This is a genomic window from Rhodococcus sp. p52, from assembly GCF_000763325.2.
Classification (GTDB): domain Bacteria; phylum Actinomycetota; class Actinomycetes; order Mycobacteriales; family Mycobacteriaceae; genus Rhodococcus; species Rhodococcus pyridinivorans.
Window position 1 is genome coordinate 4334273 of sequence record NZ_CP016819.1, and the last position, 18764, is coordinate 4353036.

Sequence of the window (18764 nt, forward strand, 5' to 3'; positions counted from 1 at the left end):
CCCCGTTCGTCATTCGGGGGTTCTCCCATCCCCCACCGGATATCGTCCGGAGCGTACGTCTTGACCTTGACACTGTGACAAGCGCTCGAATGGGTCGTGAAGGAGGTGCCTCCCATGCGCACACATCAGGACCCGTCCACCCGCCTCGTCGAGGCCCTGTCCACCCGCCTCGTCGAGGCCCTGTCCGCCGACGACGCCTCCGTGCGTCTGCGCGCCGCACTCGAGTCGGGTACCGCACCCGATCCCGAAACGGTGACCGCTCTCGTCGACCGGTGCGCGGTGGAGCCGGACTTCTTCGTCCGCGACATGCTGACCTGGGCGCTGTGCCGTCTGCCGGCCGGGGTGACCGTGCCGCGTCTGCTCGCCGAGCTCGGTTCGGATGTCTCACAGGCACGCAGTCAGGCCCTGCACACGTTGTCGAAGATCGGCGATCCCGTCGCATGGCCGAAGGTTTCGGGGATGCTCCACGACGAGCACGACGAGGTGGCACGCAGCGCGTGGCGCGCGGCGGTCGCTCTCGTGCCACCGGGCTCGGAAAGCGGCCTCGCTGCGGCTCTCGGCGCCGAACTGGGCCGCGGCGACCGCGACCTACAACTGAGCCTCGGTCGCGCTCTCGCGGCACTCGACGAGGCCGCGGCGCCGGTCCTGGACACGGCGATGAACAGCCCCGACCCGCGCGTCCGCGCTCACGCGGAGGCCACCGAACGGATCCGCGTCGACCCCGACAGCGCGTTCGTCCTCTCTGTGGAGTCGGCGAAACGCGTCGCCGCACTCGGCGCGGACGGTATCCGGGAGTGAGCCGGTGCTGATCGGTGAGGTCTCGCGGCGCTCCGGTGTCAGCAGCCGCATGCTGCGGCACTACGACCGCCTGGGGCTGGTGACGCCGACTGGCCGTACCTCGGGCGGCTACCGCGAGTACACCGAGGACGACCTCAGGAGGCTCTTCCACGTGGAGAGCCTCCGGAGTCTCGGCCTGTCGCTGAACGAGGTCGGACGTGCGCTGGGGGAACCGGATTTCGCTCCGGCGGATCTGGTGCAGGAGCTGATCCGGCACACGCGCGGACGGATCGCCGCCGAGACCGAACTCCTCGCTCGTCTCGAAGGCGTCGACTCGGCCTCCCCCAGCGGTTGGGACGACGTCCTGCGCCTCGTCGCGCTGTTGCGCGCGTTCGAATCCGATTCCGGCTCCCGCCGCCAGCAGGCGATCCTGTCCCAGGACGAGGACACGACGCTGCCGGTCGCAGCGCTGGTCCGGGCGGCGCTGTCGGAGGAGGATCCGTTCGTCGCCGGCGCGCTGCGCTGGTCGCTCGCCCGAGCAGCGGACGCATTCGACGCTGCGCTGCCGGCACTCGCGGAGGGCCTTCACTCCGACGAGGTGCCGGTGCGGCGACGGGCGATCGCGACACTCGCGGAACTCCGTGTGCCCGAATCGACGAGGCTCCTGGAGGGGGCCCTCGACGACACCGATCCCAAAGCACGTTCCACGGCGGCTCTGACGCTCGGGGCGCGAGGGGTGGACGTGGCCGTCCCCGTGCTCGTAGAGATGATCGTGGAGGGCCGGTCGGACGTCGAGGCCGCCGAGGTACTCGGCCTGCTCGCAGATCGGCCGCTGTCGTCCGCCGAGATCGTGCGGTTGCTGCAGCACGCGCTCGGCGGCTCGGACGATGCCGGTGTCCGGCTACGTCTCACGCAGGCACTCGCGGAGATCCCCGGGTCGGCCGCCGACGACGCGCTCGAGGCTCTGACCGACGATCCGAATCGTACGGTTGCAGCGACCGCGAGGGTCGTCCTCACCACGCGTCGGGCTCCCTGAAGAACTGAACCTCGAGAACGACGACGGAAACGACGCAGGCGCCGCACCCGAAGGTGCGGCGCCCGTGTGGTCGAGGGTACCGGCTCAGTGCTTCTCGGGTCCGATGTGGTACTCGAACACCAGGCCGGCTGCTGCCGCGATGATGAGCGCGACCGCGAGGACGATCATCCACGGCTGGTAGAAGGCCAGTGCGATGGCGGCGAACGCTGCTGCGCCGGCGAGCAGGATCGGCCAATAGCTACCCGCACTGAAGAAACCGAGGTCGCCCGCACCGTCGCTGATCTCGGCGTCCTCGTAGTCCTCGGGACGGGTGTCGAGACGACGAGCAACGAAGCGGAAGTACGTTCCGACGATCAGGGTCAGACCGGCGGAGAGGACGATGGCCGTGAGGCCGGCCCATTCGATGCCCTTGTCCGAGAGCCCGGTGAACACGCCGTACACGATGGCGACGAGCACGAAGAACACCGTCACGACCTCGAAGAGCTTGGCTTCGATCTTCATATCAGCACTTGTCCTTGTCGGAGGGGGTGGCCGTCACTCGCCTGCGGCGACGGTCGCCGACCGATCCGTGCGGTCGGTCTTGAACGGAGTCGTCGAGGTCGCGATCGGGCTCTGGCCGATGGCTTCGAGCGCACGAGCGTTCGACAGGCCTTCGCCGCCGTCCTCGACCGGCTTGCGGAGCTCGATGTACCGGGCGAAGTCCTCCGGGCTGACCGCGCGGACCTCGAAGTTCATCATCGCGTGGTAGGTGCCGCACATCTCGGCGCAGCGGCCGACGAACGCGCCCTCACGCTCGATCTCGGAGATCTGGAAGACCGGATCGGAGTTGTTCTCACGCGGGTTCGGGTTCACGTCGCGCTTGAACAGGAACTCCGGCACCCAGAAGGCGTGGATGACGTCGGAGGACGCCAGCTGGAACTCGATGCGCTTCCCGGTGGGAAGAACGAGCACCGGAATCTCTTCGCTGGTGCCGATCGTCTCGATCTTGTCGTAGTGCAGGTAGGACAGGTCCTCGGCGGGCTTGCCGTGGATCGCTCCCGGAGCCTCGTGCTCCTCACCCGATTCACCGTGCGCGGTGGACGGGTCGAACGGCTCCTGTGCAACTGCCGCCTCGGCGACCTCGTCGATACCGTTGTAAGGGGCCGTGCCGTCCTGCAGATCGATCGTCCGGTAGCCGAACTTCCAGTTCCACTGGAACGCCGTCACGTCGACCACGACGTTCGGGTTGTCTTCCTTCTCCAGGACGTAGTTCTGCACCACGACCGTGAAGTAGAAGAGGACACACACGGCGACGAACGGCGCCGCGGTGTAAGCCAGCTCGAGCGGCACGTTGTATGCCGTCTGACGCGGGAACTCCGGATCGTCCTTCCGACGCCGGTAGGCAATGATCACCCAGAAGGTGAGTGCCCACACGAGAATTCCCATGACGAGGGCGGCGACAACCGACCACGTCCACAGTTCACGCATACGCTCGGCCTGAGGAGTGATGCCCTCCGGCCAGCCGAAACGAAGGATTTCTTCGCTCGAGCACCCGGTCAGCACCAAGGCTGCAATGCCGAGTGATGCTGCGAGCCCGAACCGCCGAAGGATCCGACCTTGCGCCACGTTCACGCCTTCCTGATCGCCGCAATTCCACTAGGGCACACCCGGAGGGCCGGCCCAATTACTACGCAGCGTAGACCAAACCCGGGCGCTATCCATCGCCGGGGCACGAAGAAAGTGTCGGACTGGGCGTTTCGACCGGAAGACCCGGCTCGTGACGTCGGTTTTCTCCTGTCGGGCGAGTGATCGTCAGTGGCGTCCGGGCGCGGCTGCCCGATGTCGACCGTCTGCGGCATACTTCGGTAGAACCAACGCCGGACCCCGAGTGGTAGTTCCCGGTGTCATGCGCGGTGCGGTGTCCCGCGCTGGGCACCCACCGGGGTTCTTCGCGACACCCCCGACCGGAATGAGGTAACCCACGCGTGTGCGGATTGCTCGGGTTTCTGACCACTGACGGCACCAGCGACGACGCCGTCGCGAAGGTGGACTCCGCGATGCACTGCCTGCGCCATCGCGGCCCCGACGAGCACGGCACCTGGCACGACGCCGACCTCGTCTTCGGATTCAACCGGTTGTCGATCATCGACATCGCGCACTCGCACCAGCCGCTGCGCTGGGGCCCGCCGGAGCAGCCCGACCGCTACGCGCTGACCTTCAACGGTGAGATCTACAACTATCTCGAACTGCGCAAGGAGCTCACCGAGACGTTCGGTACCTCCTTCGCGACCGAGGGCGACAGCGAGGCGATCGTCGCGGCCTACCACCACTGGGGAGTGCGCGCGGTCCAGCGCCTGCGGGGTATGTTCGCCTTCGCGATCTGGGACACGCACACCCGCGAGCTGTTCGTCGCCCGCGACCCGTTCGGCATCAAGCCGCTGTTCCTCGCGACCGGCACCGGCGGTACCGCCTTCGGCAGCGAGAAGAAGAGTCTGCTGGAGCTCGCCGACGTGATCGGCATCGACACCGAGCTCGATCCTCGTGCGATCGAGCACTACACGGTGCTGCAGTACGTTCCCGAGCCCGAGACGCTGCACCGGCGGATCCGCCGCCTCGAGTCGGGCTGCTACGCGCGTATCACGCCCGGCGCCGAGCCGGAGATCACGCGATACTTCCATCCCACCTTCCCGGTCCGGCCGTTCGCGGCGGGCCGCGAACAGGATCGTTACCGCGAGATCGCCGAGGCCCTCGAGGACTCGGTGGCCAAGCACATGCGCGCCGACGTGACCGTCGGGTCGTTCCTCTCGGGTGGCATCGATTCGACGGCCATCGCCGCGCTGGCGATGCGCCACAACCCGAAGCTCATCACCTTCACCGCGGGTTTCGAGCGGGAGGGTTACTCCGAGGTCGACGTCGCCGCAGAGTCGGCGGCCGCGATCGGTGCCCGGCACGTGGTGCGGGTGGTCTCCCCCAGCGAGTTCGCCGCGGCTATCCCCGAGATCATCTGGTACCTCGACGACCCTGTGGCCGACCCGGCGCTCGTGCCGCTGTGGTTCATCGCCCGGGAGGCCCGCAAGCACGTCAAGGTCGTGCTGTCGGGTGAGGGCGCCGACGAGCTGTTCGGCGGTTACACGATCTACCGCGAGCCGCTGTCGCTGCGTCCGTTCGAGTTCCTGCCGCCGGCGCTGCGCCGGGCTGCCGGGAAGCTCTCGGAGCGCATCCCCGAGGGCACCCGAGGCAAGAGCCTGCTGCACCGTGGCTCGATGACGCTCGAGGAGCGCTACTACGGCAACGCCCGCAGCTTCAACGACGCGCAGCTGCGCTCGGTGCTGCGCGACTTCCGTCCGGAATGGACGCACCAGGACGTCACCGCCCCGATCTACGCGCAGTCTGCCGGCTGGGATCCGGTGGCACGGATGCAGCATCTCGACCTGTTCACGTGGCTGCGCGGCGACATCCTCGTCAAGGCCGACAAGATGACGATGGCCAACTCGCTCGAGCTGCGCGTGCCGTTCCTGGACTCCGAGGTGTTCCGGGTGGCGTCGCAGGTTCCGCTGGACCAGAAGATCACGAAACAGACGACGAAGTATGCGCTGCGGCAGGCGCTGGAGGGCATCGTCCCGCCACACGTGCTGCACCGCGCGAAGCTGGGCTTCCCGGTGCCGCTGCGGCACTGGCTGGCCGGCACGGAGCTGTTCGACTGGGCGCACGAGGTGATCGCCGAGTCGCAGACCGATCACCTGCTCGACAAGGGCGCGGTGGCGAAGATGCTCGACGAGCACCGGACCGGCCCGATCGATCACAGCCGTCGTCTGTGGACGGTGCTGTGCTTCATGGTCTGGCACGGCATCTTCGTGGAGAAGCGCATCGTGCCGCAGATCCAGGAGCCGGCCTACCCGGTCGAGATCTGATCACCCGACCCGTACGCGACGGCCGCGAACATCCCCGGGGATGTTCGCGGCCGTCGCGTTTCCAGGATCGGGTGTTCCGCCGCTCAGGCGCCGAGAATCGCGCCGATCTCGTCGGCGGCGGCGGTGCCGTAGGCGTCGGCGAGACGCTTGAGGGCGTCGGTGCGGTCGAAGTTCCACTCCTGCGTGCCGGTGGTCTCGAGGACGTGCACCGCGACCAGCGAGCCCAGCTGCGCGGCCCGTTCGATGCTCAGACCGGAGCGGTGTCCGAGCAGGAAGCCGGCGCGGAAGGCGTCGCCCACACCGGTGGGGTCGACCTTTGCGCGCTCGGGCACCACACCGACCTGCACCTGGTTGCCGTCGCGGTCGACGATCGTCGCGCCGTCACCGCCGAGGGTGGTGATGCGCATGCCGACCTTCGTCTGCACCTCGTCCTCGGTGAGACCGGTCTTCTGCAGCAGCAGTCCCCACTCGTACTCGTTGGTGAACAGGTACTCGGCGCCGTCGATGAGCTGCTCGGCCTGCTGCCCGTCCAGGCGGGCGAGCTGCTGGGACGGGTCGGCGACGAACGGGACGCCGAGCCGGCGGCACTCCTCGGTGTGCCGGATCATCGCGTCGGGATCGTTGGCGCCGACGAGCACGAGGTCGACGCTGTGCTTGCTCACCACGTCGGCGATGGAGATCTCGCGGGCCTCGGACATCGCACCGGGGTAGAACGAGGCGATCTGCGCCATGTCCAGGTCGGTAGTGCACACGAAGCGGGCGGTGTGGGCGGTCTGCGAGATCCGCACCGACGAGCAGTCGACCCCGTGGTCCTCGAGCCAGGTGCGGTACTCGGTGAAGTCGGCGCCGACGGCGCCGACGAGCACCGGCGTTCCGCCCAGGACACCCATCGCGAAGGCGATGTTGCCGCCCACTCCGCCGCGCCGGACGACGAGGTCGTCGACGAGGAAGCTCAGGGAGATGTGCGCGAGCTGGTCGGCGAGCAGCTGCTCGGCGAACCGGCCGGGAAAGCGCATGAGGTGGTCGGTGGCGATGGAGCCGGTCACGGCGATAGTCACGTGGCTGAGCCTTTCCGCGGATGTCGATGGTGTGGCTGCTCACACGGAGAGCCGGAGCGGTCCCACGGTACTACCGCGGAAACGACGGAACCCCGGCGCCGTGAAGCGCCGGGGTTCCGAGGTGCGTTCTCGGTTCAGTTGAACGAGTCGCCGCAGGCGCACGACCCCGTGGCATTCGGGTTGTCGATGGTGAAGCCCTGCTTCTCGATGGTGTCGACGAAGTCGATCGACGCACCCTCGACGTACGGCGCGCTCATCCGGTCGACGGCGAGCGTCACACCGGCGAATTCTTTCGTGAGGTCGCCGTCCAGCGTGCGGTCGTCGAAGAACAGCTGGTACCGCAGACCGGCACAGCCTCCGGGCTGCACGGCGATACGCAGTGCGAGGTCGTCGCGGCCCTCCTGATCGAGCAGTGCCTTCGCCTTCGCAGCGGCGGCCTCGGTCAGGATGACGCCGTGAGTATCGGTCTCTTGCTGCACAGTCATGGGCGCTCCCTGTCGTTCGTGTCGAAACCCGATGGTTCAACGGTACCGCGCCGGAATCTATTCCTCGTGGACGAGTTGCGCCGAGCGTGGTATGGCGTGCGGAATTTTCCGCTTCTCTCCACTATCCCATAGCCTGGTGGTGTGAAGTTGCTACGCCGCGGTGGTTCCGACGACTCCGCCGATCACCAGGTTCCTGCGACCGAGGACTCCCCGGCCGCGACTCCCGACGATTCCGCGTCCGCGAAGGCGACGACCGGTAAGGGGCGTCCGACGCCCAAACGGCGCGACGCCGAGAACCGTCGTCGCGGTCCCGTCGCCCCCGCTCCCCTGACTGCGAAGGAAGCCCGCGAGCGCCGCAAGGCCGCGCGCAAGTCGCAGAGCAAGGAGGAGCGCAAGGCGGCCGCCGCGCAGCGTCGCGCCGACGCGTCCGAGCGTCGCAACCGGATGCTCGCGGGCGAGGAGAAGTACCTGCTCCCCCGCGACCGCGGCCCAGTGCGCGCCTACGTGCGCGACATCGTCGACAGCCGGCGCAATCTCGTCGGCCTGTTCATGCCGCTCGCGCTCGTGCTCATCATGTCGATGTTCCTCGGGCCGGTGGTGCAGCAGTACGTCACGCTCGCGATGTTCGTGATGATGTTCCTGATGATCATCGAGGGCATCTATCTCGGGCGAATGGTCAACAAGAAGGTGCGCGAGCGCTTCCCCGATTCGACCGACGGTGGCTTCGGCCTCGGCTGGTACGCCTTCGTGCGCGCCTCCCAGATCAAGAAGCTGCGTGCACCGCTCCCCCGGGTCGGCCCGGGGGACGCCGTCTGACCTCCCGGCGACCTCAGTTGTGAGGCGCCCCGCACACCACCGGCGGTAGCTCCGGATCTCGGCCGCGGCCTGCACGTCCTGCGACATGCGGTGCCGCGGCCGAGTCGTCCGTGCGGGGCGCTCCCAGTGGAGTCGCCAGGGCGCGCGCCGGACCCAGGCCGGCGCGGTAGCGGTCCGCCGGCGGAGCACCTCGAGACCGATGACCAGGGTGGACAGGACCAGGACGGTGACTGTGAGTTCGATCATGTCTCGATCCTCCGACCGAATCCGATCGCCGAGAAGTGGCAGTGATGACGCATAGCATCGGATTTCTGCCAGAGCGGGCGGTTGATAGCGTTCTCGCGTGAAGATCCGTCCGAGAGGTGACCTGTGACCAGCGGTTCCGATTCCCCCGCCGACGTCGAGTTCCCGCGCGTCGACCCACCCGATCTCGAAGCACGCGTCGCCGCCGAGGAACGCCAGCGGGATCTGACGAAACCCGCCCGCTCACTCGGACGGCTCGAGGAACTCGGGTGCTGGGTCGCCGCCTGTCAGGGCGAGGTCCCGCCCCATCCCTTCCGCCGACCGCGGGTCGTGGTCTTCGCAGGTGACCACGGCGTCGCGCGCAACGGGGTCTCGGCCTATCCGCCGGAGGTCACCGCGCAAATGGTGGCGAACCTGTCCGCGGGTGGCGCCGCCGTGAACGTGCTCGCCGCCGCCGCGGGCGCAGGAGTGCGGGTCGTCGACATGGCAGTCGAGAGCGACACCTCCCCCGAGGTGTCCGAGCTCAAGATCCGTCACTCGAGCGGCAGCATCGACCGCGAGGACGCGCTCACGCACGACGAGACGGTCCGCGCGATCGAGGCCGGCCGTGCGCTCGCCGACCGCGAGGTCGACGAAGGCGCCGATCTCCTCGTCGCGGGCGATATGGGGATCGGGAACACCACTCCTGCAACCGTTCTCATCGCCATCCTCACCTCCACCGAACCCGTGGCCGCGGTCGGCCGCGGCACCGGCGTCGACGACGCGGGGTGGATGCGCAAGGTCACCGCGATCCGCGACGCCATGTGGCGGGCGCGGCCCCACGTACGCAATCCCGTCGCCCTGCTGCGCACCGCCGGTGGCGCGGACTTCGCTGCGATGGCGGGATTCCTCGCGCAGGCCGCGGTCCGCCGGACGCCGGTGATCCTCGACGGCGTCGTCGTCACCGCTGCTGCGATGGTCGCCGAGGAACTCGCACCCGGCGCGGCACGCTGGTGGGTGTCCGGTCACCGGTCGGCCGAACCCGCCCATACCATCGCGCTGCGTCATCTCCGGCTCGAACCGATCGTCGACCTCGGTATGCGCCTCGGCGAGGGATCGGGAGCCGTGACGGCGCTGCCGGTGCTGCAAGGTGCGGTCGCGATTCTCGCGCAGATGGCCACCTTCTCCGAAGCGGGCGTGAGCACCCGCGACGAGAGCGCCCCGGCAAACGCCGACTGATGATCCGCGCCTGGCTCGGCGGGGGCGCGCTGGCCCTGTCGTGGTTGACGGTCCTGCCCGCGCGAGGCCCGACGGAGATCGACCGGACGGTCGCCGGACGTGCGATCTCCGTGGCGCCGATCGCCGGTGCCGTACTCGCCGCCGCGGCCACCGCCGTCTGCCTGATCGGTTCCGCCGTCGGGACGCCACCACTGGTGACGGGCCTGGTGTGTGTCGGGGTGCTGGCGGTCGGCACCCGCGGAATGCACGTCGACGGCCTGAGTGACACCGCCGACGGTCTCGGCTGCTACGGCCCGCCCGAGCGGGCGCGCGAGGTGATGCACAGCGGCGGCGCGGGTCCCTTCGGTGTGGCGGCGCTCGTCGTCGTCCTCGGTCTGCAGGCCGCCTCGTTCGGTGCGCTCGTCGACACCGACGCGTGGGGGGCGGTCGGGTTCGCGGTCTTCTCCGGACGTGTGGCCGTGGTCGTCGCGTGCCGGCGCGGTGTCCCGGCAGCGCCCGGCAGCGGCTTCGGCTCGCTCGTGGCGGGGACGCAGGGTGTCGTGCCGATCACGGTGTGGACGGTGGCCGCGGTGGCACTGTCGCTCGTGTGCCTGCCCGGTCCGCTCTGGGCGGGACCGCTCGTCGTCACGGTGGTGCTGGTCGCCTCGGTGCTTTTCGCCCGTCACTGCGTCGCGCGCTTCGGCGGCATGAACGGCGACGTGCTCGGCGCGGTCACCGAGGGCACGGTCTCTGCCGTCGCGGTGGCTGCGGCGGCCTTGCTCTAGATCGCACTGCGTCCGGAAACGACGAAGGGGTGCTGCCGGAAATCCGGCAACATCCCTTCGCGTTCGTGGCTACGTCACTTGCGCAGCGTCGTCATCCATCCGTGGGTGTCGGCGAAGGTACCGCGCTGGATGCCGGTCAGGGTGTCGCGCAGGGCCATCGTGATGGGGCCGGGCTCGCCGTCGGCGATGGTGAACTCGCCGTCCTTGTCCTTGACGCTGCCGACCGGCGTGATGACCGCGGCGGTACCGCACGCGAACACCTCGGTGATCTCACCGCTGCCGGCCTTCTCGCGCCACTCGTCGGTGCTGATGCGTCGCTCCTCGACCGAGAGACCGGAGTCCTTGGCGAGGGTGAGCAGCGAGTCGCGGGTGATGCCGGGGAGCAGCGAGCCGGACAGCTCCGGGGTGACCAGACGCGCGTCGGCACCGGACCCGTACACGAAGTACAGGTTCATGCCGCCCATCTCCTCGACGTACTTGCGCTCGATCGCGTCGAGCCAGACCACCTGGTCGCAGCCCTGCTCGGCAGCGTGCGCCTGCGCGACGAGCGAAGCCGCGTAGTTGCCGGCGAACTTCGCGGCGCCCGTGCCGCCCGGGGAGGCGCGCACGTACTCGCGGGAGAGCCACACGTTGACCGGCTTCACGCCGCGCGGGAAGTAGGCACCCGCCGGGGACGCGATGACGAGGAACTTGTACTCCTTCGCGGGCCGCACGCCGAGAGCCGGCTCGGTCGCGAAGGCGAAGGGACGCAGGTAGAGCGAATCCTCGCCGCCGGCGGCGGGAACCCACTCGTTGTCGACCTCGACCAGCTCGGTGATCGCCTTCACGAACAGCTCCGGCGGCAGGTACGGCATCGCGAGCCGCTCCGCGGACCGGTTCATGCGCGCGGCATTGGCGGTCACGCGGAACGACGCGATGCTGCCGTCGGCCTGCCGGTAGGCCTTGAGACCCTCGAAGATCGCCTGCCCGTAGTGCAGGACCATCGCGGCCGGGTCCAGGGATATCGGGGTGTACGGCTCGACTTTCGCGTCGTGCCAACCGATCCCGCCGGTGTAAGTGATCGACACCATGTGATCGGTGAAGTACTGCCCGAAACCGGGATTCGACAGAACCTCCTGGCGCCGCTCCGCAGAGCTCGGTGAAGGATGCTGGACGCGGGCGAATTCGAGGACACCTGTCATGGAGGACAATGGTACAACCGCCTGCAGAAGCCCTATCTGGTGTGGTCCTCGACGAACGGCGGAGCCACCACTTCGGCGCGCAGCGACCGTCCGCGCACGTCCACGCTCACTTCGTCGCCCGGTTCGAGTCCGGCGGCGGTGTCGAGGAGTGCGAGGGCGATGCCGATCTTGAGGGTCGGCGAGAAGGTGCCCGAGGTGGTCCGCCCTACCTCGTCACCGTCGCGACGCACGGTCAGGTCCTGACGCAGGACGCCGCGGTCGAGCGCCCGCAGGCCCCACAGTTTCCGTGCCGGGCCCGCCTCCTTCTCGCGGACCAGCGCGTCGCGACCCCAGAACTGCGGCTTCTTCCAGCCCACGGCCCAGCCGACCCGCGCTTCGAGCGGCGAGATGTCGACGGACAGCTCGTGCCCGTGCAGCGCGTAGCCCATCTCGGTGCGCAAGGTGTCGCGGGCGCCGAGACCGGCGGCCTGACCGCCCTGTGCGCGGACGGCGTCGAGCAGCGCGCGGAAGACACCTTCGGCGTCGTCCCAGCGCGGCAGCACCTCGTAGCCCCGTTCGCCGGTGTAGCCGCTGCGGCACACGCGCACCGGAGCACCCTCGTACTCGGCGTCGGCGAAGCCCATGTAGGCGATGTCGGTGGGCAGGCCGAGCGCCTCGAGGACCTCGACGGCCTTCGGCCCCTGGACGGCGAACACCGCGTGGTCGCGATGCTGGTTCGTCACTGTGACGCCGGCCGGTGCCGCGGCGGTCAGCGCCTCGACGACCGCTGCGGTGTTGGCCGCGTTCGGAACGAGGAAGAGCTCGTCGTCGGAGACGTGGTAGACGATCAGGTCGTCGACGACACCGCCGTTCTCGGTGCAGCACAGGGTGTACTGCGCCTTGCCGGGACCGATGCGGGTGAGGTCGTTGCTGAGCGTGGTGTTCAGGAACTGGGCGGCATCCGGTCCGGCGACGAGTGCCTTGCCCAGGTGGCTGACGTCGAACAGTCCCACGTTCTCGCGCACGGCCGTGTGCTCGGCGACCGTCCCTGCGTAGGAGACCGGCATCTCCCAGCCGCCGAACGGAGCGAAGGTCGCACCGAGTTCGACGTGCACGGTGTGGATGGGGCCCTGCTTCAGTTCCTCGTCGCTCATGGCGTACGACGCTATCCCACCGCCACCGTGTCCGACAGCGACGCCGGGCGTCGTTGTCATTAGGGTCGATTACATCGAGGCGATTCCCCTCGCACCGAACGACGCCGCAAGAGAACGACTCGCTCGTTCCCGACCAAGCTCCAAGGAGATGCCCTGTGAGTGCACCCACTCCCGATCTTCCCGAACTCGTTCTCGCCGGTTCGGTTTCCAAACGAGCCGATGTCCTGGTGATCGGCGTGACCTCCGCCGACGGCACCCCCGAGATCCTCGCGGGCGACGCCCCGATCGACGAAGCGGTTCTCGGCGAACTGCTCGACTCCCTGGTCGCCGTGGGCGCGAAAGGCCGCGGCGAGGAGCTCACCCGCGTGCCGGCGCCTGCCTCCCTGCCCGTGACGAGCGTGCTCGCCGTCGGTCTCGGCGACGCCGACAAGATCGACGCCGAGCAGATCCGCCGCTCCGCCGGGGTCGCGGCACGCGCACTGACAGGTGTGGAGACGGTCGCGACCACACTGTCCGCCGTCGACCTCGGTGCCGCGGCGGAAGGTTTCGCGCTCGGCGCCTACACCTACACCGAGTTCCGGTCGGAGAAGTCCGCACCCAAGAAGGACGCGCAGGCGGTCGCGCGGGTGGAACTGCTCGTGCCTTCGACCCGCGACCGCGCGGCGAAGGCGGCGCTCTCCCGCTCCGTCGCGATCGCCGAGGCCGTCGCGACGGCCCGGAACTTCGTGAACCCCCCGCCGAGCCACCTGTTCCCGGCAGAGTTCGCCGAGCGCGCGAAGGCACTCGGCGAGGCCGCCGGTCTGAAGGTCGAGATCCTCGACGAGAAGGTGCTCGAGAAGAAGGGCTTCGGCGGCATCGTCGGCGTCGGCAAGGGCTCGTCGCGTCCCCCGCGTCTCGTGCGCCTGTCCTACTCGTCGAAGAAGCGCAAGGCCCCGAAGGTCGCGCTCGTGGGCAAGGGCATCACCTTCGACACCGGCGGCATCTCCATCAAGCCCGCCGCCGGCATGGAGGCGATGACCTCCGACATGGCCGGCGCCGCCGCGGTCGTCGCGACCGTCGTGCTCGCCGCGAAGCTCGGTGTCGCCGCCGACGTCACCGCGACCGTGCCGATGGCCGAGAACATGCCGTCGTCGACCGCGCAGCGTCCGGGCGACGTGCTGACCCAGTACGGTGGAACCACCGTCGAGGTCATCAACACCGACGCCGAGGGTCGCCTGATCCTCGCCGACGCCATCGTGCGCGCATGCGAGGACGATCCCGACTACCTCATCGACACCGCGACCCTCACCGGCGCACAGATGGTCGCCCTCGGCACCCGGACGCCGGGCGTCATGGGTCACGACGAGTTCCGCGACCGCGTGGCCGCTCTGTCCCAGGAGGTCGGTGAGAACGGCTGGGCGATGCCCTTCCCGAAGGAACTGCGCGGTGATCTCGAGTCCCGCGTGGCCGACCTCGCGAACGTCTCCCCCCACCGGTGGGGCGGCATGCTCACGGCCGGCATCTTCCTGAAGGAGTTCGTCGCCGAGGGTGTGCAGTGGGCGCACATCGACGTCGCCGGCCCGGCCTTCAACACCGGCGGACCGTTCGGTTACGTCGGCAAGGGCGGCACCGGCGTGCCCGTGCGCACCATGCTCGCCGTGATCGAGGACATCGCCGCCAACGGATGATCTTCCACACCGGTCCTCTCCCCGCCTGGCCCCGCCCGGGGCGAGGGAGAGGACCGGTGTGATCGGTAACAGCGGAACCCCGGTGTGAGGTGATCCGCCCCTCCCCGAACATCACCGAAAGATAGGTGCAAGGATGGGAGGGGCCATGCCCCGCCGGTATCGGCCCGACCGAACACGTGAACCAGCAGGCACGGGGTTCCTGGCCCGCGCACAATGGTCAACGACCACACAATGGTCGGCGACCACGAGTCGGTACAACTCAACACACACGAACACAACCGTCGAGGAGTCAACAGACATGGCCTTCTCCGTCCAGATGCCAGCGCTTGGTGAGAGCGTCACCGAGGGAACTGTCACGCGATGGCTCAAGCAGGAAGGAGACACGGTCGAAGTCGACGAGCCCTTGCTCGAAGTCTCCACGGACAAGGTCGACACCGAGATCCCGTCGCCTGCAGCCGGCGTGCTGGTCAAGATCGTCGCCCAGGAGGATGACACGGTCGAGATCGGTGGCGAACTGGCGGTGATCGGTGACGCCGGTGAGGAAGCCGGCGAAGATTCCGCACCCGCCGCCGAAAAGGCACCGGCCGAAGAGGCTCCCGCGGAGGAGCCCGCCGCGGAGTCCGCCCCCGCGCAGCCCGCATCCTCGGGTGGTAGCGGCGAGGGCACCCCGGTCACCATGCCGGCACTGGGCGAGTCGGTCACCGAGGGCACCGTCACCCGCTGGCTCAAGGCCGTCGGCGACGAGGTCGCCGTGGACGAACCGCTCCTCGAGGTCTCCACCGACAAGGTCGACACCGAGATCCCCTCCCCGGTCGCCGGCATCCTCACCGAGATCACCGCTCAGGAGGACGAGACCGTCGAGGTCGGCGGACAGCTCGCCGTCATCGGCAGCGAGGCCCCGGCCCAGCAGTCCGCTCCCGCCGAGCAGTCCGCTCCCGCCGAGCAGTCCGCCCCGGCCGAGGAGTCGGCGCCGGCCGTCGAGCCCACCACCGAGCCGTCCGAGGAGGCCGCTCCGGCTCCGTCCGCCCCCGCGCAGCCCGCATCCTCGGGTGGTAGCGGCGAGGGCACCCCGGTCACCATGCCGGCACTGGGCGAGTCGGTCACCGAAGGCACCGTCACCCGCTGGCTCAAGGCCGTCGGCGACGAGGTCGCCGTGGACGAACCGCTCCTCGAGGTCTCCACCGACAAGGTCGACACCGAGATCCCCTCCCCGGTCGCCGGCATCCTCACCGAGATCACCGCTCAGGAGGACGAGACCGTCGAGGTCGGCGGACAGCTCGCCGTCATCGGCAGCGAAGCCCCGGCCCAGCAGTCCGCTCCCGCCGAGGAGAAGCCCGCGCCGAAGCAGGAGGTTCCGAAGCAGGAGACTCCGAAGCCCGCCGAGCAGAAGCCCGCCGCACAGCAGCAGGCCCCGAAGGTCGAGCAGGCCACCCCGGCTCCCGCACCGAAGCCGGTCGGGACCGCGGCGACGACCCCGAAGCCCGCGCCTCAGGAGGAGTCCACCCCGAGCGGTGCGACCCCGTACGTCACCCCGCTCGTGCGCAAGCTCGCCTCGCAGCACGGCGTCGACCTGTCGACGGTGAAGGGCACCGGTGTCGGTGGCCGCATCCGCAAGCAGGACGTCCTCGCTGCCGCCGAGGGTGGCAAGGCAGCCGGTGGCGAGCAGCAGAAGTCGGCCGCTCCGGCGAGTCCGGCTCCGGGTGTGCGCCCCGAGCTCGCCAAGCTGCGCGGAACGACCCAGAAGATCAACCGCATCCGCCAGATCACGGCGAAGAAGACCCTCGAGTCGCTGCAGACCACCGCGCAGCTCACCCAGACCTTCGAGGTCGACGTCACCAAGATCGCCCAGCTGCGGGCCCAGGCGAAGAAGGCGTTCTCCGAGCGCGAGAGCGTCAACCTCACCTTCCTGCCGTTCTTCGCCAAGGCTGTCGTCGAGGCGCTGCGCGCGCACCCGAACGTCAACGCCTCCTTCGACGACAGCAAGAAGGAGATCACCTACCACGCGGCCGAGCACCTCGGCATCGCGGTGGACACCGAGCAGGGCCTGCTCTCCCCGGTGATCCACAACGCCGGCGACCTGTCGCTGGCCGAGCTCGCCCGCGCGATCGCCGACATCGCCGAGCGTGCCCGCAAGGGTGGTCTCAAGCCCGACGAGCTGGCCGGTGGCACCTTCACCATCACCAACATCGGTAGCCAGGGCGCGTTGTTCGACACCCCGATCCTCGTGCCGCCGCAGGCCGCGATGCTCGGAACCGGCGCCATCGTCAAGCGTCCGGTCGTGGTGATCGACGAGACCGGCAACGAGTCCATCGGCGTCCGCTCGATGTGCTACCTGCCGCTTACCTACGATCACCGCCTGATCGACGGTGCCGACGCGGGCCGCTTCCTCAAGACGATCAAGCATCGTCTCGAGGAGGGCGCGTTCGAGTCCGATCTGGGACTGTAGGTTTCCGGATCCGGACTATCCGTCCGACGACCTCCGACGGGGGCATCACCACTGCCGTGATGCCCCCGTCGGCGTCCGCGCCACAGCGGGTGCCCTCCCCCTGCGGTGCGGCGTAGAGTTCAGGAACATGAGTGATCCCTCGTCTTCCGCCCGTTCCGATTCGGCTCCCGTCGCCGTCGCATGTCTCGGAACCCTCGGTTATCTCGAGGCCTGGGAGAGGCAGCGCGAACTCGCGAACGAGCGCGCCGACGGCATCGGCGCCGACACCCTGCTCCTGCTCGAACACCCGCCCGTCTACACGGCCGGGCGCCGCACCGAGGACGGCGACCGCCCCCCCGACGGCACGCCCGTCATCGACGTCGACCGCGGCGGCAAGATCACCTGGCACGGCCCCGGGCAGCTCGTGGGCTATCCCATCGTCAAGCTCGCCGAGCCGATCGACGTCGTCGGCTACGTGCGTCGCGTCGAACAGGGCCTGATCCGCGTCTGTACCGACATGGGCCTGAACTGCGGCCGCGTGGAAGGACGCTCCGGTGTCTGGCTTCCCGCCGAGCTGCGCGACGGGCACTGGCTCCCCGAACGCAAGATCGCTGCGATCGGCATCCGGGTGCAACGTGGTGTCGCCATGCACGGCTTCGCACTCAACTGCAATTCGGCTCTCGACGCGTTCGACTCGATCGTCCCGTGCGGCATCCGCGACGCCGGAGTCGCGTCGCTCACCGGCGAACTCGGCCGGGAGGTCACCGTCGACGACGTGATCCCGGCCGTCACCGAGGCCGTCATCGCCGCTCTCGACGGCCGAATCCCCGTGACCGAGTGCGACATCGAGCGGGTCACCTTCGAGCACGCCGTCGGGGCGTCCGGAATTCCCACCACCACCCCGGAATTCACGACACACCGGTTCTGAAGGGCGGTCGCCCCCGCCGGGTCCGGGCAGGACCGGCGGCGTACGATCGAGTGCGTGACTGTGGCCCCAGAAGGACGCAAGCTGCTGCGGATCGAGACCCGAAACGCGCAGACGCCGATCGAACGCAAACCCAACTGGATCAAGACCCGGGCGAAGATGGGCCCGGAGTACACCGACCTCAAGGGCCTGGTGCGACGCGAAGGTCTGCACACGGTCTGTGAGGAAGCCGGTTGTCCCAACATCTACGAGTGCTGGGAAGACCGCGAGGCGACATTCCTCATCGGTGGCGAGCAGTGCACCCGTCGCTGCGACTTCTGCCAGATCGACACCGGTAAGCCCGCCGCGCTCGACCGCGACGAGCCGCGTCGTGTCGCCGAGTCGGTCCGCTCGATGGGTCTGCGCTACTCCACGATCACCGGCGTCGCCCGCGACGATCTGCCCGACGGCGGCGCATGGCTGTATGCCGAGACGGTGAAGCAGATCCACGCGCTCAACCCGGGCACCGGCGTCGAGAACCTCATCCCCGACTTCAACGGCAAGCCCGACCTGCTGCAGGAGGTCTTCGAGTCGCGTCCCGAGGTGCTCGCGCACAACGTCGAGACCGTGCCGCGGATCTTCAAGCGCATCCGTCCGGCCTTCCGCTACGAGCGGTCGCTCGACGTGATCCGGCAGGCCCGCGACTTCGGACTGGTCACCAAGTCCAACCTCATCCTCGGCATGGGCGAGACCCCCGAGGAGGTCACCGAAGCGCTGCACGACCTGCACGCCGCCGGCTGCGACATCATCACGATCACCCAGTACCTGCGGCCCTCCCCGCTCCACCATCCGGTCGAGCGCTGGGTCAAGCCGCAGGAGTTCGTCGATCACTCCGAGACCGCCCGCGAGATCGGGTTCGCCGGTGTGATGGCCGGTCCGCTGGTGCGTTCGTCGTACCGCGCCGGTCGCCTGTACGCACAGGCGATGGCCCACCACGGACGCGAACTTCCCGCCGACCAGGCGCATCTCGCCGAGGAGGGCACGGCGTCCCAGGAAGCCGGCGCCGTTCTCGCGCGCTTCGGCAACTGACCTCCCGCCGCTCGTCGCGGCAGGTCCTCAGGCGGCCCCGGTGGTGGTAAACGTGCCACCACCGGGGCCGTATCCTTG

The 18764-nt window shown here is 69.0% G+C and carries 16 protein-coding genes; 10 read left to right on the top strand and 6 right to left on the bottom strand.

Features of this window, described 5'->3' with window-relative positions; translation table 11 throughout:
• Positions 1–114 precede the first annotated feature (114 nt).
• Positions 115–798: a HEAT repeat domain-containing protein gene (locus IM25_RS19995; RefSeq protein WP_052040080.1), complete on the top strand. Its 684-nt coding sequence runs from the start codon at positions 115–117 to the stop codon at positions 796–798.
• 4 nt (positions 799–802) lie between these two features.
• Entirely contained in the window at positions 803–1813 is a 1011-nt protein-coding gene (locus IM25_RS20000) for a HEAT repeat domain-containing protein (protein WP_033097586.1), read from the top strand.
• A gap of 84 nt (positions 1814–1897) precedes the next feature.
• Here the strand turns inward: IM25_RS20000 and IM25_RS20005 are convergent, their stop codons facing one another.
• On the bottom strand, positions 1898–2314 hold the full coding sequence (locus IM25_RS20005) for a cytochrome c oxidase subunit 4 (RefSeq protein ID WP_006554396.1): 417 nt from the start codon (positions 2312–2314) through the stop codon (positions 1898–1900).
• 33 nt (positions 2315–2347) lie between these two features.
• Positions 2348–3424: an aa3-type cytochrome oxidase subunit II gene (ctaC, locus tag IM25_RS20010; RefSeq protein ID WP_006554397.1), complete on the bottom strand. Its 1077-nt coding sequence runs from the start codon at positions 3422–3424 to the stop codon at positions 2348–2350.
• A 353-nt stretch (positions 3425–3777) separates the two neighbouring features.
• Between ctaC and asnB the strand changes: the two genes are divergently transcribed.
• Positions 3778–5703 (top strand): asparagine synthase (glutamine-hydrolyzing), encoded by a 1926-nt coding sequence (gene asnB, locus IM25_RS20015; RefSeq protein WP_006554398.1) that lies wholly within the window; start codon positions 3778–3780, stop codon positions 5701–5703.
• Between the two features lie 83 nt (positions 5704–5786).
• Here the strand turns inward: asnB and IM25_RS20020 are convergent, their stop codons facing one another.
• Positions 5787–6761: a carbohydrate kinase family protein gene (locus IM25_RS20020; protein ID WP_033097585.1), complete on the bottom strand. Its 975-nt coding sequence runs from the start codon at positions 6759–6761 to the stop codon at positions 5787–5789.
• Positions 6762–6895: 134 nt separating this feature from the next.
• The gene (locus tag IM25_RS20025) at positions 6896–7246 is read right to left on the bottom strand and encodes a HesB/IscA family protein (RefSeq protein ID WP_006554400.1); all 351 of its coding nucleotides are present in this window, start codon (positions 7244–7246) and stop codon (positions 6896–6898) included.
• Positions 7247–7387: 141 nt separating this feature from the next.
• Here IM25_RS20025 and IM25_RS20030 point away from each other — a divergent pair, with 141 nt between their 5' ends.
• From IM25_RS20030 to IM25_RS20040, 3 genes are all read left to right on the top strand, one after another.
• On the top strand, positions 7388–8062 hold the full coding sequence (locus IM25_RS20030; RefSeq protein ID WP_016693856.1) for a DUF3043 domain-containing protein: 675 nt from the start codon (positions 7388–7390) through the stop codon (positions 8060–8062).
• Between the two features lie 369 nt (positions 8063–8431).
• Entirely contained in the window at positions 8432–9523 is a 1092-nt protein-coding gene (gene cobT / locus IM25_RS20035) for a nicotinate-nucleotide--dimethylbenzimidazole phosphoribosyltransferase (RefSeq protein WP_033097584.1), read from the top strand.
• Positions 9523–10287: an adenosylcobinamide-GDP ribazoletransferase gene (locus tag IM25_RS20040; RefSeq protein WP_065996293.1), complete on the top strand. Its 765-nt coding sequence runs from the start codon at positions 9523–9525 to the stop codon at positions 10285–10287. The genes cobT and IM25_RS20040 overlap by 1 nt, the downstream gene beginning before the upstream one ends.
• Before the next feature lie 74 nt (positions 10288–10361).
• Here IM25_RS20040 and IM25_RS20045 read toward each other — a convergent pair whose 3' ends face one another.
• Complete coding sequence (locus IM25_RS20045) at positions 10362–11468, bottom strand: branched-chain amino acid aminotransferase (RefSeq protein ID WP_006554404.1); 1107 nt, start codon at positions 11466–11468, stop codon at positions 10362–10364.
• Between the two features lie 32 nt (positions 11469–11500).
• Complete coding sequence (gcvT, locus tag IM25_RS20050; protein WP_033097582.1) at positions 11501–12601, bottom strand: glycine cleavage system aminomethyltransferase GcvT; 1101 nt, start codon at positions 12599–12601, stop codon at positions 11501–11503.
• A 155-nt stretch (positions 12602–12756) separates the two neighbouring features.
• Here gcvT and IM25_RS20055 point away from each other — a divergent pair, with 155 nt between their 5' ends.
• From IM25_RS20055 to lipA, 4 genes are all read left to right on the top strand, one after another.
• On the top strand, positions 12757–14268 hold the full coding sequence (locus tag IM25_RS20055; protein WP_065996295.1) for a leucyl aminopeptidase: 1512 nt from the start codon (positions 12757–12759) through the stop codon (positions 14266–14268).
• Between the two features lie 298 nt (positions 14269–14566).
• Entirely contained in the window at positions 14567–16714 is a 2148-nt protein-coding gene (gene sucB, locus IM25_RS20060; RefSeq protein ID WP_084295047.1) for a 2-oxoglutarate dehydrogenase, E2 component, dihydrolipoamide succinyltransferase, read from the top strand.
• Between the two features lie 127 nt (positions 16715–16841).
• Positions 16842–17621, top strand: a complete 780-nt coding sequence (gene lipB, locus IM25_RS20065) for a lipoyl(octanoyl) transferase LipB (RefSeq protein WP_065996297.1) — start codon at positions 16842–16844, stop codon at positions 17619–17621.
• Between the two features lie 54 nt (positions 17622–17675).
• Positions 17676–18686: a lipoyl synthase gene (lipA, locus tag IM25_RS20070; protein WP_006554408.1), complete on the top strand. Its 1011-nt coding sequence runs from the start codon at positions 17676–17678 to the stop codon at positions 18684–18686.
• Positions 18687–18764 lie beyond the last annotated feature (78 nt).

Bases quoted from the DNA above. Each gene is read 5' to 3' on its own strand.
- IM25_RS19995 (WP_052040080.1), top strand. From the start codon at position 115: ATGCGCACACATCAGGACCCGTCCACCCGCCTCGTCGAGGCCCTGTCC.
- IM25_RS20005 (WP_006554396.1), bottom strand. From the start codon at position 2,314: ATGAAGATCGAAGCCAAGCTCTTCGAGGTCGTGACGGTGTTCTTCGTG.
- IM25_RS20025 (WP_006554400.1), bottom strand. From the start codon at position 7,246: ATGACTGTGCAGCAAGAGACCGATACTCACGGCGTCATCCTGACCGAG.
- IM25_RS20040 (WP_065996293.1), top strand. From the start codon at position 9,523: ATGATCCGCGCCTGGCTCGGCGGGGGCGCGCTGGCCCTGTCGTGGTTG.
- IM25_RS20045 (WP_006554404.1), bottom strand. From the start codon at position 11,468: ATGACAGGTGTCCTCGAATTCGCCCGCGTCCAGCATCCTTCACCGAGC.
- gcvT (WP_033097582.1), bottom strand. From the start codon at position 12,601: ATGAGCGACGAGGAACTGAAGCAGGGCCCCATCCACACCGTGCACGTC.
- sucB (WP_084295047.1), top strand. From the start codon at position 14,567: ATGGCCTTCTCCGTCCAGATGCCAGCGCTTGGTGAGAGCGTCACCGAG.
- lipB (WP_065996297.1), top strand. From the start codon at position 16,842: ATGAGTGATCCCTCGTCTTCCGCCCGTTCCGATTCGGCTCCCGTCGCC.